The 15,619-nt window shown below is 65.2% G+C and carries 15 protein-coding genes and 1 tRNA gene; 11 read left to right on the top strand and 5 right to left on the bottom strand.

Translation table 11 applies throughout. The features are described 5' to 3' along the window. Nucleotides 1-47 precede the first annotated feature (47 nt). The 10 genes from D9V32_RS02715 (at nt 48) to D9V32_RS02670 (ending at nt 11,122) form a co-directional block, all read left to right on the top strand. Nucleotides 48-725, top strand: coding sequence for a winged helix-turn-helix transcriptional regulator (locus D9V32_RS02715; RefSeq protein ID WP_121647364.1), 678 nt, complete (start codon nt 48-50; stop codon nt 723-725). Further along, complete coding sequence (gene mshD, locus D9V32_RS02710; RefSeq protein WP_183086145.1) at nt 722-1,621, top strand: mycothiol synthase; 900 nt, start codon at nt 722-724, stop codon at nt 1,619-1,621. The genes D9V32_RS02715 and mshD overlap by 4 nt, the downstream gene beginning before the upstream one ends. A gap of 61 nt (nt 1,622-1,682) precedes the next feature. Beyond that, nucleotides 1,683-3,857, top strand: a complete 2,175-nt coding sequence (locus D9V32_RS02705) for an RNA degradosome polyphosphate kinase (protein WP_121647362.1) — start codon at nt 1,683-1,685, stop codon at nt 3,855-3,857. Continuing rightward, nucleotides 3,854-4,789 carry an NUDIX hydrolase gene (locus D9V32_RS02700; protein ID WP_121647361.1) on the top strand — a complete coding sequence of 312 codons (936 nt, stop codon included), beginning with the start codon at nt 3,854-3,856 and terminating at the stop codon, nt 4,787-4,789. Before D9V32_RS02705 ends, D9V32_RS02700 begins: the two co-directional genes overlap by 4 nt. A 278-nt stretch (nt 4,790-5,067) precedes the next feature. Further along, on the top strand, nt 5,068-6,171 hold the full coding sequence (pstS, locus tag D9V32_RS02695) for a phosphate ABC transporter substrate-binding protein PstS (RefSeq protein ID WP_183086144.1): 1,104 nt from the start codon (nt 5,068-5,070) through the stop codon (nt 6,169-6,171). A 79-nt stretch (nt 6,172-6,250) separates the two neighbouring features. After that, nucleotides 6,251-7,189, top strand: a complete 939-nt coding sequence (gene pstC, locus D9V32_RS02690; protein ID WP_121647359.1) for a phosphate ABC transporter permease subunit PstC — start codon at nt 6,251-6,253, stop codon at nt 7,187-7,189. Continuing rightward, entirely contained in the window at nt 7,189-8,244 is a 1,056-nt protein-coding gene (gene pstA, locus D9V32_RS02685) for a phosphate ABC transporter permease PstA (RefSeq protein WP_121647358.1), read from the top strand. The genes pstC and pstA overlap by 1 nt, the downstream gene beginning before the upstream one ends. A 19-nt stretch (nt 8,245-8,263) precedes the next feature. Further along, on the top strand, nt 8,264-9,043 hold the full coding sequence (gene pstB, locus D9V32_RS02680; RefSeq protein WP_030148172.1) for a phosphate ABC transporter ATP-binding protein PstB: 780 nt from the start codon (nt 8,264-8,266) through the stop codon (nt 9,041-9,043). 259 nt (nt 9,044-9,302) lie between these two features. Beyond that, a complete protein-coding gene (locus tag D9V32_RS02675; RefSeq protein ID WP_121647357.1) occupies nt 9,303-10,535 on the top strand; it encodes a DUF7507 domain-containing protein in 1,233 nt (410 codons plus the stop codon). A 182-nt stretch (nt 10,536-10,717) separates the two neighbouring features. Continuing rightward, complete coding sequence (locus D9V32_RS02670; protein ID WP_121647356.1) at nt 10,718-11,122, top strand: excalibur calcium-binding domain-containing protein; 405 nt, start codon at nt 10,718-10,720, stop codon at nt 11,120-11,122. Nucleotides 11,123-11,367: 245 nt separating this feature from the next. Here D9V32_RS02670 and D9V32_RS02665 read toward each other — a convergent pair whose 3' ends face one another. Further along, nucleotides 11,368-11,955 (bottom strand): DNA-directed RNA polymerase subunit beta, encoded by a 588-nt coding sequence (locus tag D9V32_RS02665; protein ID WP_121647355.1) that lies wholly within the window; start codon nt 11,953-11,955, stop codon nt 11,368-11,370. A gap of 215 nt (nt 11,956-12,170) precedes the next feature. Here D9V32_RS02665 and D9V32_RS02660 point away from each other — a divergent pair. Further along, nucleotides 12,171-12,243 (top strand) — tRNA-Lys (locus tag D9V32_RS02660). A gap of 261 nt (nt 12,244-12,504) precedes the next feature. Here the strand turns inward: D9V32_RS02660 and D9V32_RS02655 are convergent. From D9V32_RS02655 to D9V32_RS02640, 4 genes are all read right to left on the bottom strand, one after another. Continuing rightward, nucleotides 12,505-13,359 (bottom strand): oxidoreductase, encoded by an 855-nt coding sequence (locus tag D9V32_RS02655; RefSeq protein WP_121647354.1) that lies wholly within the window; start codon nt 13,357-13,359, stop codon nt 12,505-12,507. Between the two features lie 165 nt (nt 13,360-13,524). Then, on the bottom strand, nt 13,525-14,520 hold the full coding sequence (gene gap, locus D9V32_RS02650) for a type I glyceraldehyde-3-phosphate dehydrogenase (RefSeq protein WP_121647353.1): 996 nt from the start codon (nt 14,518-14,520) through the stop codon (nt 13,525-13,527). 25 nt (nt 14,521-14,545) lie between these two features. Beyond that, nucleotides 14,546-15,121, bottom strand: coding sequence for a TetR/AcrR family transcriptional regulator (locus D9V32_RS02645; RefSeq protein ID WP_121647352.1), 576 nt, complete (start codon nt 15,119-15,121; stop codon nt 14,546-14,548). Between the two features lie 47 nt (nt 15,122-15,168). Beyond that, nucleotides 15,169-15,615 carry a DUF2000 domain-containing protein gene (locus tag D9V32_RS02640; RefSeq protein WP_245981964.1) on the bottom strand — a complete coding sequence of 149 codons (447 nt, stop codon included), beginning with the start codon at nt 15,613-15,615 and terminating at the stop codon, nt 15,169-15,171. Nucleotides 15,616-15,619: the final 4 nt, after the last annotated feature.

Raw genomic sequence — 15,619 nt, 5'->3', positions numbered from 1 at the left:
CACAGGAAGAAACAGTAGGATGGGCCTACATCTTTGCGGAGGAACCCGTGGCACGACTCTTGATTCTTACCGGTCAAACCGACAGCGAGGTGTTACCCGCGCTCGGGCTCCTGCAGCATCGTGTTCGTCAGGTCCCCGCTCGCGCCGACCAGGTCATGGCCGGAATCGAGGCCGACGCCCTGATTGTTGATGGCCGCCGCGACCTGGCCTCAGCCCGGGCACTGTGCAAGATTCTGCACGCCGGATTCGCCGAGATTCCGCTGCTGCTGGTGCTGACCGAGGGCGGCCTGTCCGTCGTGGCACCGGACTGGGGCGTCGATGACCTCCTGGTAGACGGGGTGGGCCCCGCCGAGCTGGATGCTCGCCTTCGACTGTGTATCGGTCGCGTGCCCGCACCCGCCACCGCCGCGCCCATTCAGACCTCCGGGGTCACGATCGACGAGTCGTCGTATTCGGCCCGCGTGCAGGGAAAACCGCTGGATCTCACCTATAAAGAATTTGAGCTCCTGCGGTTTTTTGTTGCCAACCCTGGGCGAGTTTTCACGCGCGAGCAGCTGTTGAGCGAGGTATGGGGCTACGACTACTTTGGGGGAACCCGTACCGTGGACGTCCACATCCGTCGCCTGCGCGCAAAGCTCGGCGATATGGAGCAGCTGATCGTGACCATCCGAAACGTGGGCTACCGCTTCAACCTCGCCGATGAGACCACCGGGGAATCCGCGTGAGCCGTCAGATTCGCACCGACCGCACCGTCCAGGGGCTCGACGCGGCGCTCTCCGACCTCATCTCGCGCGCCCACGCCACCGATAACCAGCCGCCGTTCAACGACCAGACGCGTATTGCGCTCGCTACGGGCTCGGCTCAGATCATCACGGCGGAAAACGAAGCGGGCACCCTGCTCGGTGTCGCGGTTCGTGATGGCGCTGGTTTCGAGGCCGTCATCGACCCCTCCGCGCGCGGTCTCGGGCACGGCGGCGCGCTGATCGCCGCGCTCCTTGATACCCCGGGTGGGGCCGAAATTACCTCGGCCTGGGCGCACGGCGACCATCCCGGTGCCGCGGCGCTGGCTCGCCGTCACGCATTTTCGCGGAAGCGCGTGCTGTATCGGTTGGCACGAGCCCTCGACGCTGGTACCCCGTCCGACGCACGCGATACTCCGCCTTCTCTGGCGATCACCACGTTTGACGCGGATCGGGACGCCGATGACTGGGTCGCACTGAACGCTCGGGTCTTCGCAACCCATCCCGAGCAGGGTGCGATTTTGCGCGCGGATCTCGATGCCCGCATCGCAGAAGACTGGTTCGATCCGCGAAGCTTCCTCCTGGTGCGCGACGCGGCCACACACGCCCTGATCGCCTATAACTGGCTGAAGATTGAGCCCGGGAGCGAAGACGGCGAAATCTACGTGATCGGTGTCGCCGAGGAGGCCGCCGGGCGGGGCCTTGGTCGCCACCTGATGAATGCCGGGCTGGCCCGTTTCGTCGAGCTCGGGCTGAGCACCGCGAGCCTCTACGTGGATGACTCAAACGCGGGTGCCGTCGCCCTCTATCGTTCACTCGGATTTGAGACGGACACGGTTGACGTGCAGTACCGTCGTCCACAGCCCGGGGTGCGCTCCTAAGTTTTCACAACGTTCACGAAATTCCCGCGCGGCGGCGGGGAGAACCTGCCAAGATGGGAAAATGGCTGATGAAATTGTGGCTCTGGACACCGGGCTTGGCGGCGACGATGATGACTTCGACGCGGTACGTGATGAGTCCGATCCCTCGCTCCCCGAAGAGCGCTATCTCGATCGCGAGCTGAGCTGGCTCGCGTTCAACCAGCGCGTCCTGGAGCTCGCCGAAGACCCCACCCTGCCCGAGCTGGAGCGCGCCAACTTCCTGGCGATTTTTGCCTCCAACCTCGATGAGTTCTTTATGGTGCGCGTCGCGGGCCTCAAACGCCGCATCCTCACCGGGCTTGCCGTACCGACCAATGTGGGTCGCGCGCCGGTAGACGTCCTGAACGACATTTCGGTGACCGCTCACGAACTGCAGGAGCGTCACGCGCGTGTCTGGCAGGAGCAGGTTTCCCCGGCGCTCGCGCGCGCCGGTGTGAGCGTCGTGACCTGGGCCGACCTCGATGAGGCCGACCGCGAGCGGCTGAACACCTACTTCGCCGATCAGCTGTTCCCGATCCTGATGCCGCTCGCGGTAGACCCTGCCCACCCGTTCCCCTACATTTCGGGGCTCTCGATCAACCTCGCGGTGCGCATCCGCAACACCAAGACGGGCCGTCAGGAGTTTGCGCGCCTGAAGGTGCCGCAGATGCTGCCGCGCTTCGTGCGGGTGGATCCGTCCGAGACCCTGCGTTCGGTGCGCTTCATCTCGCTGGAAGACGTCATCGCCAGCCACCTGGGTGATCTCTTCCCGGGCATGGAGATTCTGGAGCACCACGAGTTCCGCGTGACCCGCAATGAGGACGTCGTGATCGAGGAGGACGAGTCCGAGAACCTCATTCAGGCTCTCGAGCGCGAGCTGCTGCGTCGCCGGTTTGGTCCGCCGATCCGGCTCGAGGTCAGCGCCGATATGGACCAGGTCACCCTGGGTCTGCTCGTGCGCGAGCTCGACATCACCGACCAGGAAATCTACCGTCTTCCGGCACCGCTTGACCTCGGCGGGCTGTTTAGCCTCGCCGGGATCGACCGCCCGGATCTCCACTACCCCAAGCGTCTGCCCACCACGGCCGCGGCGCTCACCCCGTCTGATTCCAACGGCCCGGTCGACTTCTTTGAGGTGATCTCGCGCGGTGATGTGCTGCTGCACCACCCGTATGAGTCCTTCGCGACGAGCGTGCAGGCGTTCCTGGAGCAGGCCGCGGCGGATCCGCACGTGCTCGCCATCAAGCAGACCCTGTACCGCACTTCGGGTGACTCCCCCATCGTTGAGGCCCTGATTCGCGCGGCCGAGGCCGGCAAGCAGGTGCTCGCGCTGGTCGAGGTCAAGGCACGTTTTGACGAGCAGGCGAACATCACCTGGGCGCGCAAGCTGGAGAAGGCCGGCGTGCACGTGGTGTACGGCCTGGTGGGGCTCAAAACCCACTGCAAGCTCGCCCACGTGATCCGCGAGGAGAAGGGTGCGCTGGTTTCCTACAGCCACATCGGCACCGGAAACTACAACCCGAAGACCTCCCGTATATATGAGGACTTCGGCCTGCTGACCGCCGACCCTCAGGTGGGGCGCGACCTCACCCGCCTGTTCAACGAGCTCTCCGGCTACGCCATCGAGAAGAAGTTCAAGCGTCTGCTGGTGGCTCCGCTGCACCTGCGCAAGGGGCTGCTGAAGCACATCGATACCGAGCGTCAGAATGCCCTCGCGGGCAGGCCGAGCGGTATCCGTATCAAGGTCAACTCGATGGTTGATGAGGCCATCATCGATGCCCTGTACCGCGCGAGCCAGGCCGGTGTGCCGGTTGAGGTGTGGGTGCGCGGTATCTGTGGCCTGATGCCCGGTGTGCCGGGGCTGAGTGAAAACATTCGGGTGCGTTCCATCCTGGGCCGCTACCTGGAGCACTCGCGTATCTTCTCGTTTGTGAACGACGGCGACCAGCACGTCTTCATCGGTAGCGCCGACATGATGCACCGCAACCTCGACCGCCGGGTTGAGGCCCTGGTGCGCCTGATCGACCCGACGCACATTGCCGAACTCACCGATCTGTTCGATATGGCGATGGATGACCAGACCGGTGCCTGGGATCTCCAGGCCGATGGTGAGTGGGTACGCCACTCCACAGACGACGCGGGTGCGCCGTTGGATGATCTGCAGGATAAGCTGTTGCAGCAGATTACCCATCGTCGACGCCCGAGGAACCGTAGGTGAACAAAGCCGTATACGCAGCCGGCGCTCTGTGCTGGCGCCTCATTGATGGGAAGCCGCACGTTCTCGTCATTCATCGCACTGCCTATGGGGATGTCACCATCCCCAAGGGCAAGGTGGATCCCGGCGAAACGCTGCCGCAGACCGCCGTACGTGAGATTGCCGAGGAGACCGGTCTTTCGGTGACCCTCGGTGTGCCGCTCGGCATGAGCCGGTATCCGCTTCCCTCGGGGAAGACGAAGGTGGTGCACTACTGGGCCGCGCACGTCACCGATGAGGCGATCCGGACCTCGAATTTCCGGCCGAACCGTGAGGTGGCCGCGATCGAGTGGGTCACCCTGAAGAAGGCGCGCGGCTACCTGACCTACGGTCACGACGTCGAGATTGTGGACGTTTTTGAGAAGCTGGTGAACGAGGGTGTGACGCACACGTTCTCGATCACCGTGCTGCGCCACGCGAAGGCCGGTTCGCCCTCGGCCGGGGACGGCACCGATGCGGGTCGTCCGCTGACCTCGCGCGGTCTGGAGCAGGCGCAGGCGCTGGTTCCGACCATTGCCGCGTTTGGCCCACGCAAGATCGTCACGAGTGATGCGGTGCGCTGCGTCACCACCGTGGCCCCGCTCGCGGCGGCCACCGGGATCACGCCCAAGCGCAGCGCAAAGATCAGTCAGGACGCCTTCGAGGACGGTCACGCCGAACCGCGTGCCATCGTGGGCAAGCGGGTCAGCGCCGGCAAGAACGCCGTGATCTGCTCGCACCTGCCCCTGGTTCCCGAGCTGCTGCGCGAGATCGCCCTCGCCACCGGCAGCATCACCGGCTCCTACATTCACTCTGCCGCAGATCTCGCCCCGGGCGACTTCTCCGTGGTACACCTCTCGGCCACCAACCCGAGCTCCGGCATCATCTCGATCGAGACGCACTCAAACCCGGTGTAGTGGGGCGTCCCGCCCCGTTCACCTCGGGTTCGAACATCTCGAAACCCTCCGATTGCCTCGACACCCCGGTGTTCGAGGCAATCACTTTCTGTCCGTTGAGCAAACGGCAGGAAACCGCGCCGATTTACTCCCGCGGAATCACGGGCTACGACACCAACCGTTCACCCACGTTAACCTTCCGTTTACCCGCACGCGGGATGCTTGTCACTAACGACGCATAGCTTGGCGGTGAGCCGACAGCAGGCTCGCCCCCGAATCCACTATGAATGGAAGTACCCGTGAAGTTTTCTTCGGTAGCGCGTGTCTCGGTAGTCGCCGCGATCACCGCCCTCGCCCTCACCTCGTGTGCAGCCAACGAGGGTTCGCCCTCCTCCTCCGAGTCGGCTTCCGGCGCTCCCGCCAGCTCCCTCTCGGGTGAGCTCGTCGGTGTTGGTGCATCGAGCCAGGGCACCGCGCAGACCACCTGGGCTGCTGGTTTCCAGACCGCCAACGAGAAGGTCACCGTAAACTACGACCCCTCCGGTTCGGGTGCCGGCCGTAAGGCCTTCATCGCCGGTGGCGCCGCATTCGCCGGTAGCGACTCGGCCCTCTCCGACGAGGAGCTCGCGGGCACCTTCGGTACCTGCGCCGCAGACACCAAGGCCATCGACATCCCCGTCTACATCTCCCCGATCGCCGTCATCTTCAACGTTGACGGAGTCAAGGACCTGAACCTCGACGCCGCGACCCTCGCCGGCATCTTCTCGGGCAAGATCACCCAGTGGAACGACGCCGCGATCACCGCGCTCAACCCTGACGCCAAGCTGCCCGACGCAAAGATCAACGCCGTGCACCGCTCGGACGCCTCGGGTACCACCAAGAACTTCGCTGACTACCTGAACCAGAACGCTCCCGATGTCTGGACCGAGAAGCCCGCTGACGACTTCCCGTTCCAGGGTGGCGAGGGTGCCCAGGGTACCTCCGGTGTGGTTGACGCCGTCACCAACGGCACCAACATGATCGGCTACGCAGACGCCTCGCGCGCCGGCAAGCTCGGTGTTGTCAAGGTCAAGGTTGGCGACAAGTTCGTCGGTTACTCGGCTGAGGCCGCAGCCGCCGTTGTTGCCGAGTCGCCCCTGGTAGACGGCCGTGGCGCCAACGACCTCGCGATCAAGCTGGACCGCAAGACCACCGACGCCTCGCACTACCCGATCGTCCTCGTCTCCTACGCCATCGCCTGCGAGACCTACAAGGACCCGGCACAGGGCACCCTGGTCAAGGCCTACCTCGACTACATCACCTCCGACGCCGGCCAGAAGGCCGCCGCGGAAAAGGCTGGAAACGCGCCCCTGTCGGCTGACCTCTCCAAGAAGGTCGCCACCGCAGTCGCAAGCATCAAGTAGCATCCCATTCACCCTCGTCATGGCCCGGCCTTTGGTCGGGCCATGACGGCGAGACAAGGAGCCGAGGGCACCGCCGAACATGACCACTCAAACCGCACGGCCTAAACCCGTCATCCGCCTGGGTGACCGCGTTTTCGCCCGGAGCACCCTGATTGCCGGAAGCCTCATCCTCGTGGCCCTGGCCGCGGTGGCCATCTTCCTCATCGTTGAAGCAATACCCGCCCTCGGCGCCGACCCCAAGGAGCTCAAGGGCTCGCCGTCCAGCTTCTGGACCTACGTCGGCCCGCTCGCCTTCGGTACCGTCTGGGCCGCGTTCCTCGCCCTGCTGATCGCCGTACCGCTGGCCACCGGAATCGCACTCTTCATCTCCCACTACGCTCCCCGCCGCCTCGCGCAGGGCCTCGCCTACGTGATTGACCTCCTCGCCGCCGTCCCCTCGGTTGTGTTTGGTCTCTGGGGCATCAAGGTCCTCGCCCCCGCGGTCCAGCCGGTCTACGCCTGGCTCACCGACAACCTCGGCTGGTTCCCCCTCTTCGCCGGCCCGGTCTCCGGTACCGGCCGCACCATCCTCACCGTCGCCATCGTCCTCGCCGTGATGATCCTCCCGATCATCACCGCCATGGCCCGCGAGGTGTTCCTGCAGACTCCGAAGCTGCACGAGGAAGCCGCCCTGGCCCTCGGCGCGACCCGCTGGGAAATGGTCCGCATGGCCGTTATCCCCTTCGGTCGTTCCGGCCTGGTTTCGGCCTCCATCCTCGGCCTCGGACGCGCACTCGGTGAAACCATGGCCGTGGCCATGGTGCTCTCCCCCAGCACCGTCATCTCCTTCGTGCTGCTGCAGTCGGAGAACCCCAACACGATCGCCTCGAACATCGCACTGAACTTCCCCGAGGCCCACGGCACCGGCGTCAACGTGCTGATCGCCACCGGCCTGATCCTGTTTGTGATCACCTTCGCGGTGAACTTCATTGCTCGGGCCATCGTCGCGCGTCGTAAAGAATTCTCGGGAGCCAACTAATGTCCACCGTCGCCCCGATCGCCAACGCGCTCACCGCGGGAAAGCTCCCGCGCAACACCCCGCTGTGGATCCTCCTCGGCTCCGCCGTCATCGTCACCGGTGTGGCCCTGCTGATGGGAAACCCCTCCATCGCCGGCATCGTCGTGGTCTCCGCGATCCTGTTCGTCGTGCTGGTGTACCTGCTCTCACTCGTCGTGGAGGGCTCGCGTAAGGCCAAGGACCGCCTGATGACCTCGCTGGTCACCCTCGCGTTCCTGCTGGCCCTGGTGCCGCTGATCTCGGTGGCCGCGACCACCATCGGCCTCGGCCTCGCCCGCTTCGACATCGAGTTCTTCACCACCTCGATGCGCAACGTCACCGACGCCGGCGGTGGAGCACTGCACGCCATCGTGGGTACCGTGCTGATCACCCTGGCCACCGCGATCATCTCGATCCCGATCGGTATCCTCACCGCGATCTACCTGGTGGAGTACGGCCGCGGCTCCCTCGCCCGCTGGATCACCTTCATGGTCGACATCATGATCGGTATCCCGTCGATCGTGGCCGGTCTGTTCGCCTACGCCCTGTTCTCGCTGATCTTCGGACCCGGCATCCGCCTCGGCATCGCCGGTGCGGTCGCCCTGTCGCTGCTGATGATCCCCGTGGTGGTTCGCTCCACCGAGGAGATGCTGAAGCTCGTCCCGAACGAGCTGCGTGAGGCCTCGCTGGCCCTCGGCGTGCCGAAGTACCTCACCATCCTCAAGGTGGTTCTGCCCACCTCGCTGGCCGGAATCGTGACCGGTTCGCTGCTCGCCGTGGCCCGCGTGATCGGTGAGACCGCCCCGCTGCTCATCGTCGCCGGCTTCACCCAGTCGATGAACTACGACCTGTTCAGCGACCGGATGATGTCCCTCCCGCTGTTCGTGTACTCCTCGTACGCCCAGCAGGGTGCCGACCCGCAGCAGTTCCTCGACCGTGCCTGGACCGGCGCGCTCACCCTGATCCTGATCGTGATGGCCCTGAACCTCCTCGGTCGCCTGATCGCCCGCATCTTCTCCCCGAAGCTCTCCCGATAGAAACCCGAAGGAATAGTCCGTGTCTAAGCGCATCGAGGTCCGCGACCTCAACGTCTACTACTCCAAGTTCCGTGCCGTGGAGGGTGTCTCCCTGACCATTGAACCGCGCAGCATCACCGCGTTCATCGGCCCGTCGGGTTGTGGCAAGTCCACCTTCCTGCGCACCCTGAACCGCATGCACGAGGTTATCCCCGGCGCTCGCGTCGAGGGTGAGGTGCTGATCGACGGCGACGACCTCTACGGCCCCGGCGTTGACCCGGTGCTCGTACGCCGCCAGGTGGGCATGGTGTTCCAGCGCCCGAACCCGTTCCCGACGATGTCGATCAAGGAGAACGTGCTCGCCGGTGTGAAGCTCAACAACCGTCGCATCTCGAAGTCGGACGCCGACGACCTGGTGGAGAAGTCGCTGCGCGGCGCCAACCTCTGGAACGAGGTCAAGGATCGTCTCGACCGTCCCGGTTCGGGACTGTCGGGTGGACAGCAGCAGCGTCTCTGCATCGCCCGCGCCATCGCGGTCTCCCCGGACATCCTGCTGATGGATGAGCCCTGTTCCGCCCTGGACCCGATCTCCACCCTGGCGATCGAGGACCTCATGGAGGAGCTGAAGAAGGAGTACACGATCGTGATCGTGACCCACAACATGCAGCAGGCCTCTCGCGTCTCGGACAAGACCGCGTTCTTCAACATCGCCGGCACCGGTCAGCCCGGAAAGCTGATCGAGTACGACGACACCAACACCATCTTCACCCAGCCCAACGTTCAGGCCACCGAGGACTACGTCTCCGGTCGATTCGGATAAACAGCCGCCGATAACAGGCACGGGCAGAATGCGCCGATTTCCGTCAGGGAGATTGGCGCATTTTGTCGTCTAGACGCCCCTCCACCGAGGTTCAAAAAGCACCAACTACCGGGTGTTTCGGGCGATAATTTCGACCCATAAAACATAACGTCCGCTCGTGGTTCAAACGTTATGAAAACTCCACTGTTTTCGTCCCGAATTGTCCCCGGTTGCACGTATCTTTGAAGTCACTCAACCACTTCAATTCCATGGGGGAATAATGGCAAAAATCTCGGGTCGCTGGGCTACCGCGGCCTCCGTCCTGTCTCTTGGCGTACTGCTCGGCGTGACCACCACTCTTCCGGCATCGGCCGCGCCGATGCCGGTACCGTCGGCAAGTGTCGTCGCAGAGGATGACACGACCGAAACCGGTTCGGAATCCACCGATCCTTCGGTGGTGCCGAGCGCGAGCCCGTCGGAGACCACCGAGGCCGACGAGCCGTCCAGCCCGGTGCCCACCCCCGAGGTTTCGATCGAGCCGACCAGGGCCGCGGACGTCCCCGAGGAGACCGACACCGAGGCCGAGCCCGAAGAGGGCAACGCCCCCGGGCAGGAGACCGAGGAGGGCCCCTGGGGCGACTACGGTCTCGAGGTAACCCCGACCTGGATCATCGAAGACACCAACGGCAACGGCCTGCTGGATGTCGGCGAGCGTTTCGGATACAGCTTTGAGGTCAAGAACCTCACCGACCTGGATCTCACCAACCTCACCGTCAACCAGATCCACCCCGCCTACCCCTGGGACACCCCGGGCCCGAGCGTGGCGGCCGGTGAAACCGTCACCCTGACCGAGACGTGGGTGTACTCCCAGATCGCCTTCGATTTCCGTGTCCCCACCCAGACCGGGACCGTTTCGGGCGCCGAGAACGAAACCACCGAGTCGTATGTTGTGCGCGGGATCAGCGCCAATGACAAGGGCGTTTACAGCTCGATTCAGGTTCACGACTTCCCGCTTCCCGTGGTCAAGCCCGCGGTAACCTCCGTTGCGACGGTCACCTCCACCGAGACCCCTCGCCTCGTGGGCGACGTCATCAACTACTCGGTTGTTGTCACGAACTCCGGCAACGCGACCCTGGCCGAGCCCGCACTCGCCTCGCCCGCCAACACCACCGGTGGAGCAGAGCGCGCCTACCCGATCGATTACGAAACCGTGCGGGGAGTTGCCCCCGGCGAAAGCCGCACCCTGACCGGAACCCACATCGTTGGGGCCGCGGATATCGCCCGTGGTTCGGCCATCTTTACCGTCAACGCAACCTCGCAGAGCATGGGTGAGTTCTGGGTGCTCTCCGCTCCGCAGACCCTGACGGTCAAACTCGACCCGGCCGTCGGCGGTCTGGCCGATACCGGTTCGGATCTGTCCTCGGTCGTGCCCGGCATCGCCGTTCTGGTGCTCGCCGCCGGCGTGGGCCTGCTCGGGCTGAAGCGCCGCCGCGCTTCGGTAGACGGGCTCTAGGCTCCGCCGAGAAACAGCGCATCGCACGCACATGCGCCGTCTCCTTCGGGAGGCGGCGCATATGCGTGTGTGAGGAGGCAATTTGTAGCGCGAACGTGGGGCTACTCGGCGGGCTCTCCGATCGGTAGTATCGGGAAGTCCCCCTCATTTTCTGCCGGGCCATCCGGTACAAGGAGTTTTGTATGTCCTCGACTCGTTCTTCCCGCCGGGTATCGCCGCTGCGCGCGCTCATCGTCGCCGCGCTGTTCGCACCGGCCGCGATCGGCGGTTCGGCGCTCCTGAGTGCGGCCCCCGCACAGGCCGCGACGCCGGCCTCGGTGTCGCACGTCGTCGCCGCGAAGAAGCCCGCGCCGAAGCCTGCGGTAAAGAAGCCCGCCGCGAAGAAGCCCGCGGCGAAGGCGAAGACCTACGCAAACTGTGCCGCGCTCAATAAGGTGTACCCGCACGGTGTGGGCCGCTCCGGTGCCGTGGACAGGGTTTCGGGCAAGTCGAAGCCGGTCACGAACTTTACCCGCAACACCGCCGTCTACAACGCCAACACCAAGCTCGACCGCGATAAGGACGGCGTTGCCTGCGAGAAGCGCTAACGCCGAGTAGGGCAACATCGAAAAGCGCCTTCCTTCGGCCTGTCTCACAGGTGGGGGAAGGCGCTTCTCGTTAAAAGTAGGTGCCAGGCCGCAGAAACGCCTCTCGGCGGAAGGCCGCTCGCAGCGGCAAAAACTGGAGCCCGGGGTTTTGCGGCCCGGCTAGATAAGTGTACCAAACTCGGTGCCGACGTGCGGCGACACGGACGAGTCGAGCGACTGGGCGCGCTACGGTTTGGCGCTACGGGCTAGTCGAGCGACTGGGCGCGCCACAGCTTGGCGCAGGAGGTGAGCTCCGCGCCCAGGGTGCTGTAGCGCAGACCGCGCCGAGTGAGTTCGGCGGCACGTTCGGGGTGGATCAGTTCCTCCTCGTTCGCAAACGAGACACAACCGGCGGCGTTAATACGGCAGTAGGCGGCGGCTCGGTCGAGCGCGATGCCGAAGTCTCCGGCAAAGATCCCGCGCAGGATCTCATCGGCCAGCGCGGTGATCTCCTCGACGTTGGTGGGCACGGCGGCACCGGCGATCACCGGGTCGATGGTGGGGATCACCTCGCTGCCGCGACGGAAAATCAGGCTCGCGGACTGCGGATCCTGCCGGATGAGCACCCGCAGCAGGTAGATGCGCCAGAGCGCACCGGGCAGGCTCCGCGCGGGCGCGGAGGACCACAGCTCGGCGATGGTTTCGATGCCGTGCTCGTCGGTGTAGGCGATCAGGCGGTCGAGGATATCGGCGTCGGGGTTTGCGCGCACCCGGGAGAGGAGCGCGTGCGCGGTCTCGTGCGAGATCCGGCTGGTCTCGGCGGGATCGCTGCCCCCGGCGAAGATGCTGAACATGTGCCCAGGAAACAGCGTGGGTTTACGGAAGTCGTTAACGGTCGTCTCCTTTCTGGCGTGACGGACACGCAGGACGGCTTCCAGAGTACTCGCCACCGCGCGCGAGTGGTGGCGGCGAACACTCGGTTTGATCCGATAGACTGATGTCGTTCGCCCCGCGTCTGCGCGGGCGATCTCCCCTCGTGAACACTCGCTCTGCGATGCCGCACGGGGTCGGGCCTGTAGCTCAGTTGGCAGAGCATCGGACTTTTAATCCGCGGGTCGTGGGTTCGAGCCCCACCGGGCCCACCCTTCAGTACCCGATCAGGACGCTTTTTTCGCGCGACGGGTTCACGTTGCACTGGTCTCATGGGACGTGCGTGGGGCACGTCAGGCCGGGCAAAATCGCTTGCTCTCTACTGTGCATCCAGAATACGCTGGATACATCGTCCGCTGGCGAACTCGGTCCTCTGTCCTGAAAAGGTTAGGCGACAAGCGGATTTTGAATTGGTTATGGCCCGTGAAAGCGGGCTATAACGCTTTAACGGGCCTGGGCTGGGGAGCGTGAATCTACGCCAGCCCCGTCATCCGCTCCGCCTCGGCCCAGATCCTGCGAGCGAGCTCGGGGTCGCGGCCGCGGCGGTTGACCTCGATGATCTTCGGGTAGCCGCGCACTCCGAAGGCGCCGTCGGGGCCGACGAAGGAGCCACCGGGGATGTCCTGGGTGGCCGCGTACAGGGTGGGGAGCGCACCGTGGGCGGCGTCATTGAGGAACCGGGGGAATCGGTAGATCACGCTCGAGCTGGTGCCCACCGCGAGGTTGGTGAGGGCGATACCGGGGTGCGCGAGCATCGAGCGCACCGGGCTTCCCTCGGCGTCGAGGCGTCGCTGCAGTTCCTTCCCCAGGTAGACGTCCGCAAGCTTTGAGTCGCTGTACGCGCCCATATCGCGGTAGGTGCGTCGCGTCCAGCCGAGGTCGGTGCCGTCCATCCGCGACATCCGGTGCATCACGGAGGACAGCGTAACGACGCGGTCGGTGATGCGCGGCAGGAGCAGGTTGGTCAGCAGGAACGGCCCCAGAAAGTTGGTGGCCAGCTGCAGCTCAAAACCATCCGCCGAAACCTGCTCAGGCACCTGCATAATGCCGGCGTTGTTGATCAGGGTGTCCACCGGGCCCTCCAGCGCCGCGACAAACGCACGTACGGAGGCGAGGCTACTCACATCAAGCTCGCGCACCTCGGTATCCCCGTCGATGTTTTCGGCCACCACCGCGCCCTTTTCCACGTTGCGCACCGCGAGAATGACGCGCGCCCCCACCCGGGCAAGCTCGCGGGCGGTCACCTCGCCGAGGCCACTACTCGCACCGGTCACGACGATCGTCTTACCGGTCAGGGAGGGGAGGTCTTCGGCGGTCCAGCGGGTCATATTTGGGTCCTTTGGGTGGTGGAGCGCACGGGAGGTTCTGCCCCGCAGTTTATCGCGACGCCACGACGGACTCGCTTGAAAACGGTAACCTCTCAGCCGGTGTTCCGCCCGCCAAACGCCTGCGGCCCGGCAGCCCCGAAGGGCTACCGGGCCGCGCGCGAGCAGCTACGCTCCGAGACGCTCGGAGAGCTCCACCAGGCGGTTGGTGAAGCCCCACTCGTTGTCGTACCAGCCGAAGACCTTTACCTGGTCGCCCACGACCTGGGTGAGCGGCGCGTCGAAGATCGTCGAGTGCGGGTTGCCCACGATATCGGCGGAGACGATCGGAGCCTCCGAGTACTCCAGGACGTGTGCCAGCGAGCCCGACGCGGCGGCCGCCGCAAACGCCGCGTTCACCTGTTCCACGGTGGCCGGACGGGTGAGCTTCACCGTGAGGTCGGTGATCGACCCCACCGGCACCGGCACGCGCAGCGCGAGGCCGGTGAGCTTACCGTCCAGCTCGGGAATGATCTTGCCGATCGTCTTGGCCGCGCCCGAGGAGGTCGGGATCGTCGACAGTGCGGCGGCGCGGGCACGACGCGGGTCGCTGTGCGGGGCATCCTGCAGGCGCTGATCGCTCGTGTAGGCGTGCACCGTGGTCATCAGGCCGTGCTCGATCCCAAACGCATCGTTCAGCACCTTCGCCAGCGGGGCGAGCGAGTTTGTGGTGCAGGAGCCGTTGGAGATCACCGTGGTCGACGCCTCGATCACCTCGTCATTCACGCCGAGCACCACCGAGGGTATGTCCCCCGAAGCCGGAGCCGAGATGATGACCTTTCGGGCACCACCCACGAGGTGGCGCCGTGCGCTCTCCTCGCTCGTGAAGAACCCGGTGGATTCCACCACCACGTCTACCCCGACCGACCCCCAGGGAATCCGGTCGGGCTCGCGCTCGGAGAACACCCGGATCCGGCGCTCCCCCACCACGATGAAGTCACCGTCAACCGAGACCCCGGCCAGACGGCCCGAGACGGAGTCCCATTCCAGCAGGTTGGCGAGGGTCTGTGCGCTCGTGATGTCGTTGATTGCGACCACCTCGACGTCGGCACCACTCGCGAGAGCGGCACGCAGGTAGCTGCGACCGATTCGGCCGAAACCGTTGATTCCAATGCGAACGGACATGGGGTTCTCCTTCTGTTATTACGGGCTAAATCTCGGGGCGCGGAGCGCCAGCTGCCTCCAGCAGCGCGAGGGCACCACGGATCGCGGCGTCCATTGACGCCTGATCATCGTGTGCCCGGGCAAGCACGTATCCGCCCTGGATAACGGCCACCAGCGTGTGCGCGAGGTCGGCGGGATCGATGCCCACGGGCAGCTCCCCAGCCTCGATTGCCGCAGAGAGCGCGCCTTGCCAACGCTCGATGATGAGGTCAAAACCGCCGGCCACAATCGCGATCATCTCGGCATCCTGCACCACCTGAGGGTCCTGGGTCATCCGCCCGATCCGGCAGCCGCGCGTACCCGGCCGCGGAAGCGTCAGGTACGCGCGGATGCGCTCCATCGGGCTGCCCTCGCCGGCGAGCAGCAGCGAACGCTCGGTGACACCGGGGACTGTTTCACGCAGCGTCTCGACCGCCAGCTCGTGCTTTCCGCTGAAGTGGTGGTACATGCTGCCCTGCCCAACCCCGGCACGCTCCAGAATGTCTCGCGGGCTCGTGGCCGCATATCCGCGCTCCCAGAGCAGATCGGACATGGCGGCGGTGAGCTTTTCGCGGGTCGTCATGCGTTAACTGTAACTACTAGTATGTACAAAAGCAACCCCGCCATCGCCTACCCCAACAGCGCTAGCCCACCCACCAGGCGGTCAATCCGCTTGCGCTCGCCCACCAGGCCGACCGCCGCATACGTCACCGCCGGGGGCTCCAGCCCCGAAAGCCCCTCGAGATACTCGGCGTACACCCGGGTCTCCTGCGCGAGCGTGGGCATATCCGCCACGTGAACGTCATCCCGAGCTGCCGCCCGGGCTCGGATCGATGCCAGCCTGTCCGCCGGGGCCACCACGATACTGCATCCAGCCCAGGGCAATCCCGCGTGCGGCGACCCCGAGGCATCCACAGCCGGCTCTCCAAGCATCCCGAAAACGTCGTCACCGGCGACCGCCGCTACGCAAGCCACGGCGTTTGCGATACGCCCCGCGGGGAGATCCGCGGAGACCACGATGACCCACTTCAGCCGCGCACTGCGCGTCGGCTCGCCCGGACGAATCTCCTCCGGCAAAAAA

The organism is Mycetocola tolaasinivorans (genome assembly GCF_003667565.1).
Classification (GTDB): domain Bacteria; phylum Actinomycetota; class Actinomycetes; order Actinomycetales; family Microbacteriaceae; genus Mycetocola; species Mycetocola tolaasinivorans.
Note: the sequence above shows the minus strand (reverse complement) of the source record. Positions and strands in the feature narration are given on the sequence as shown.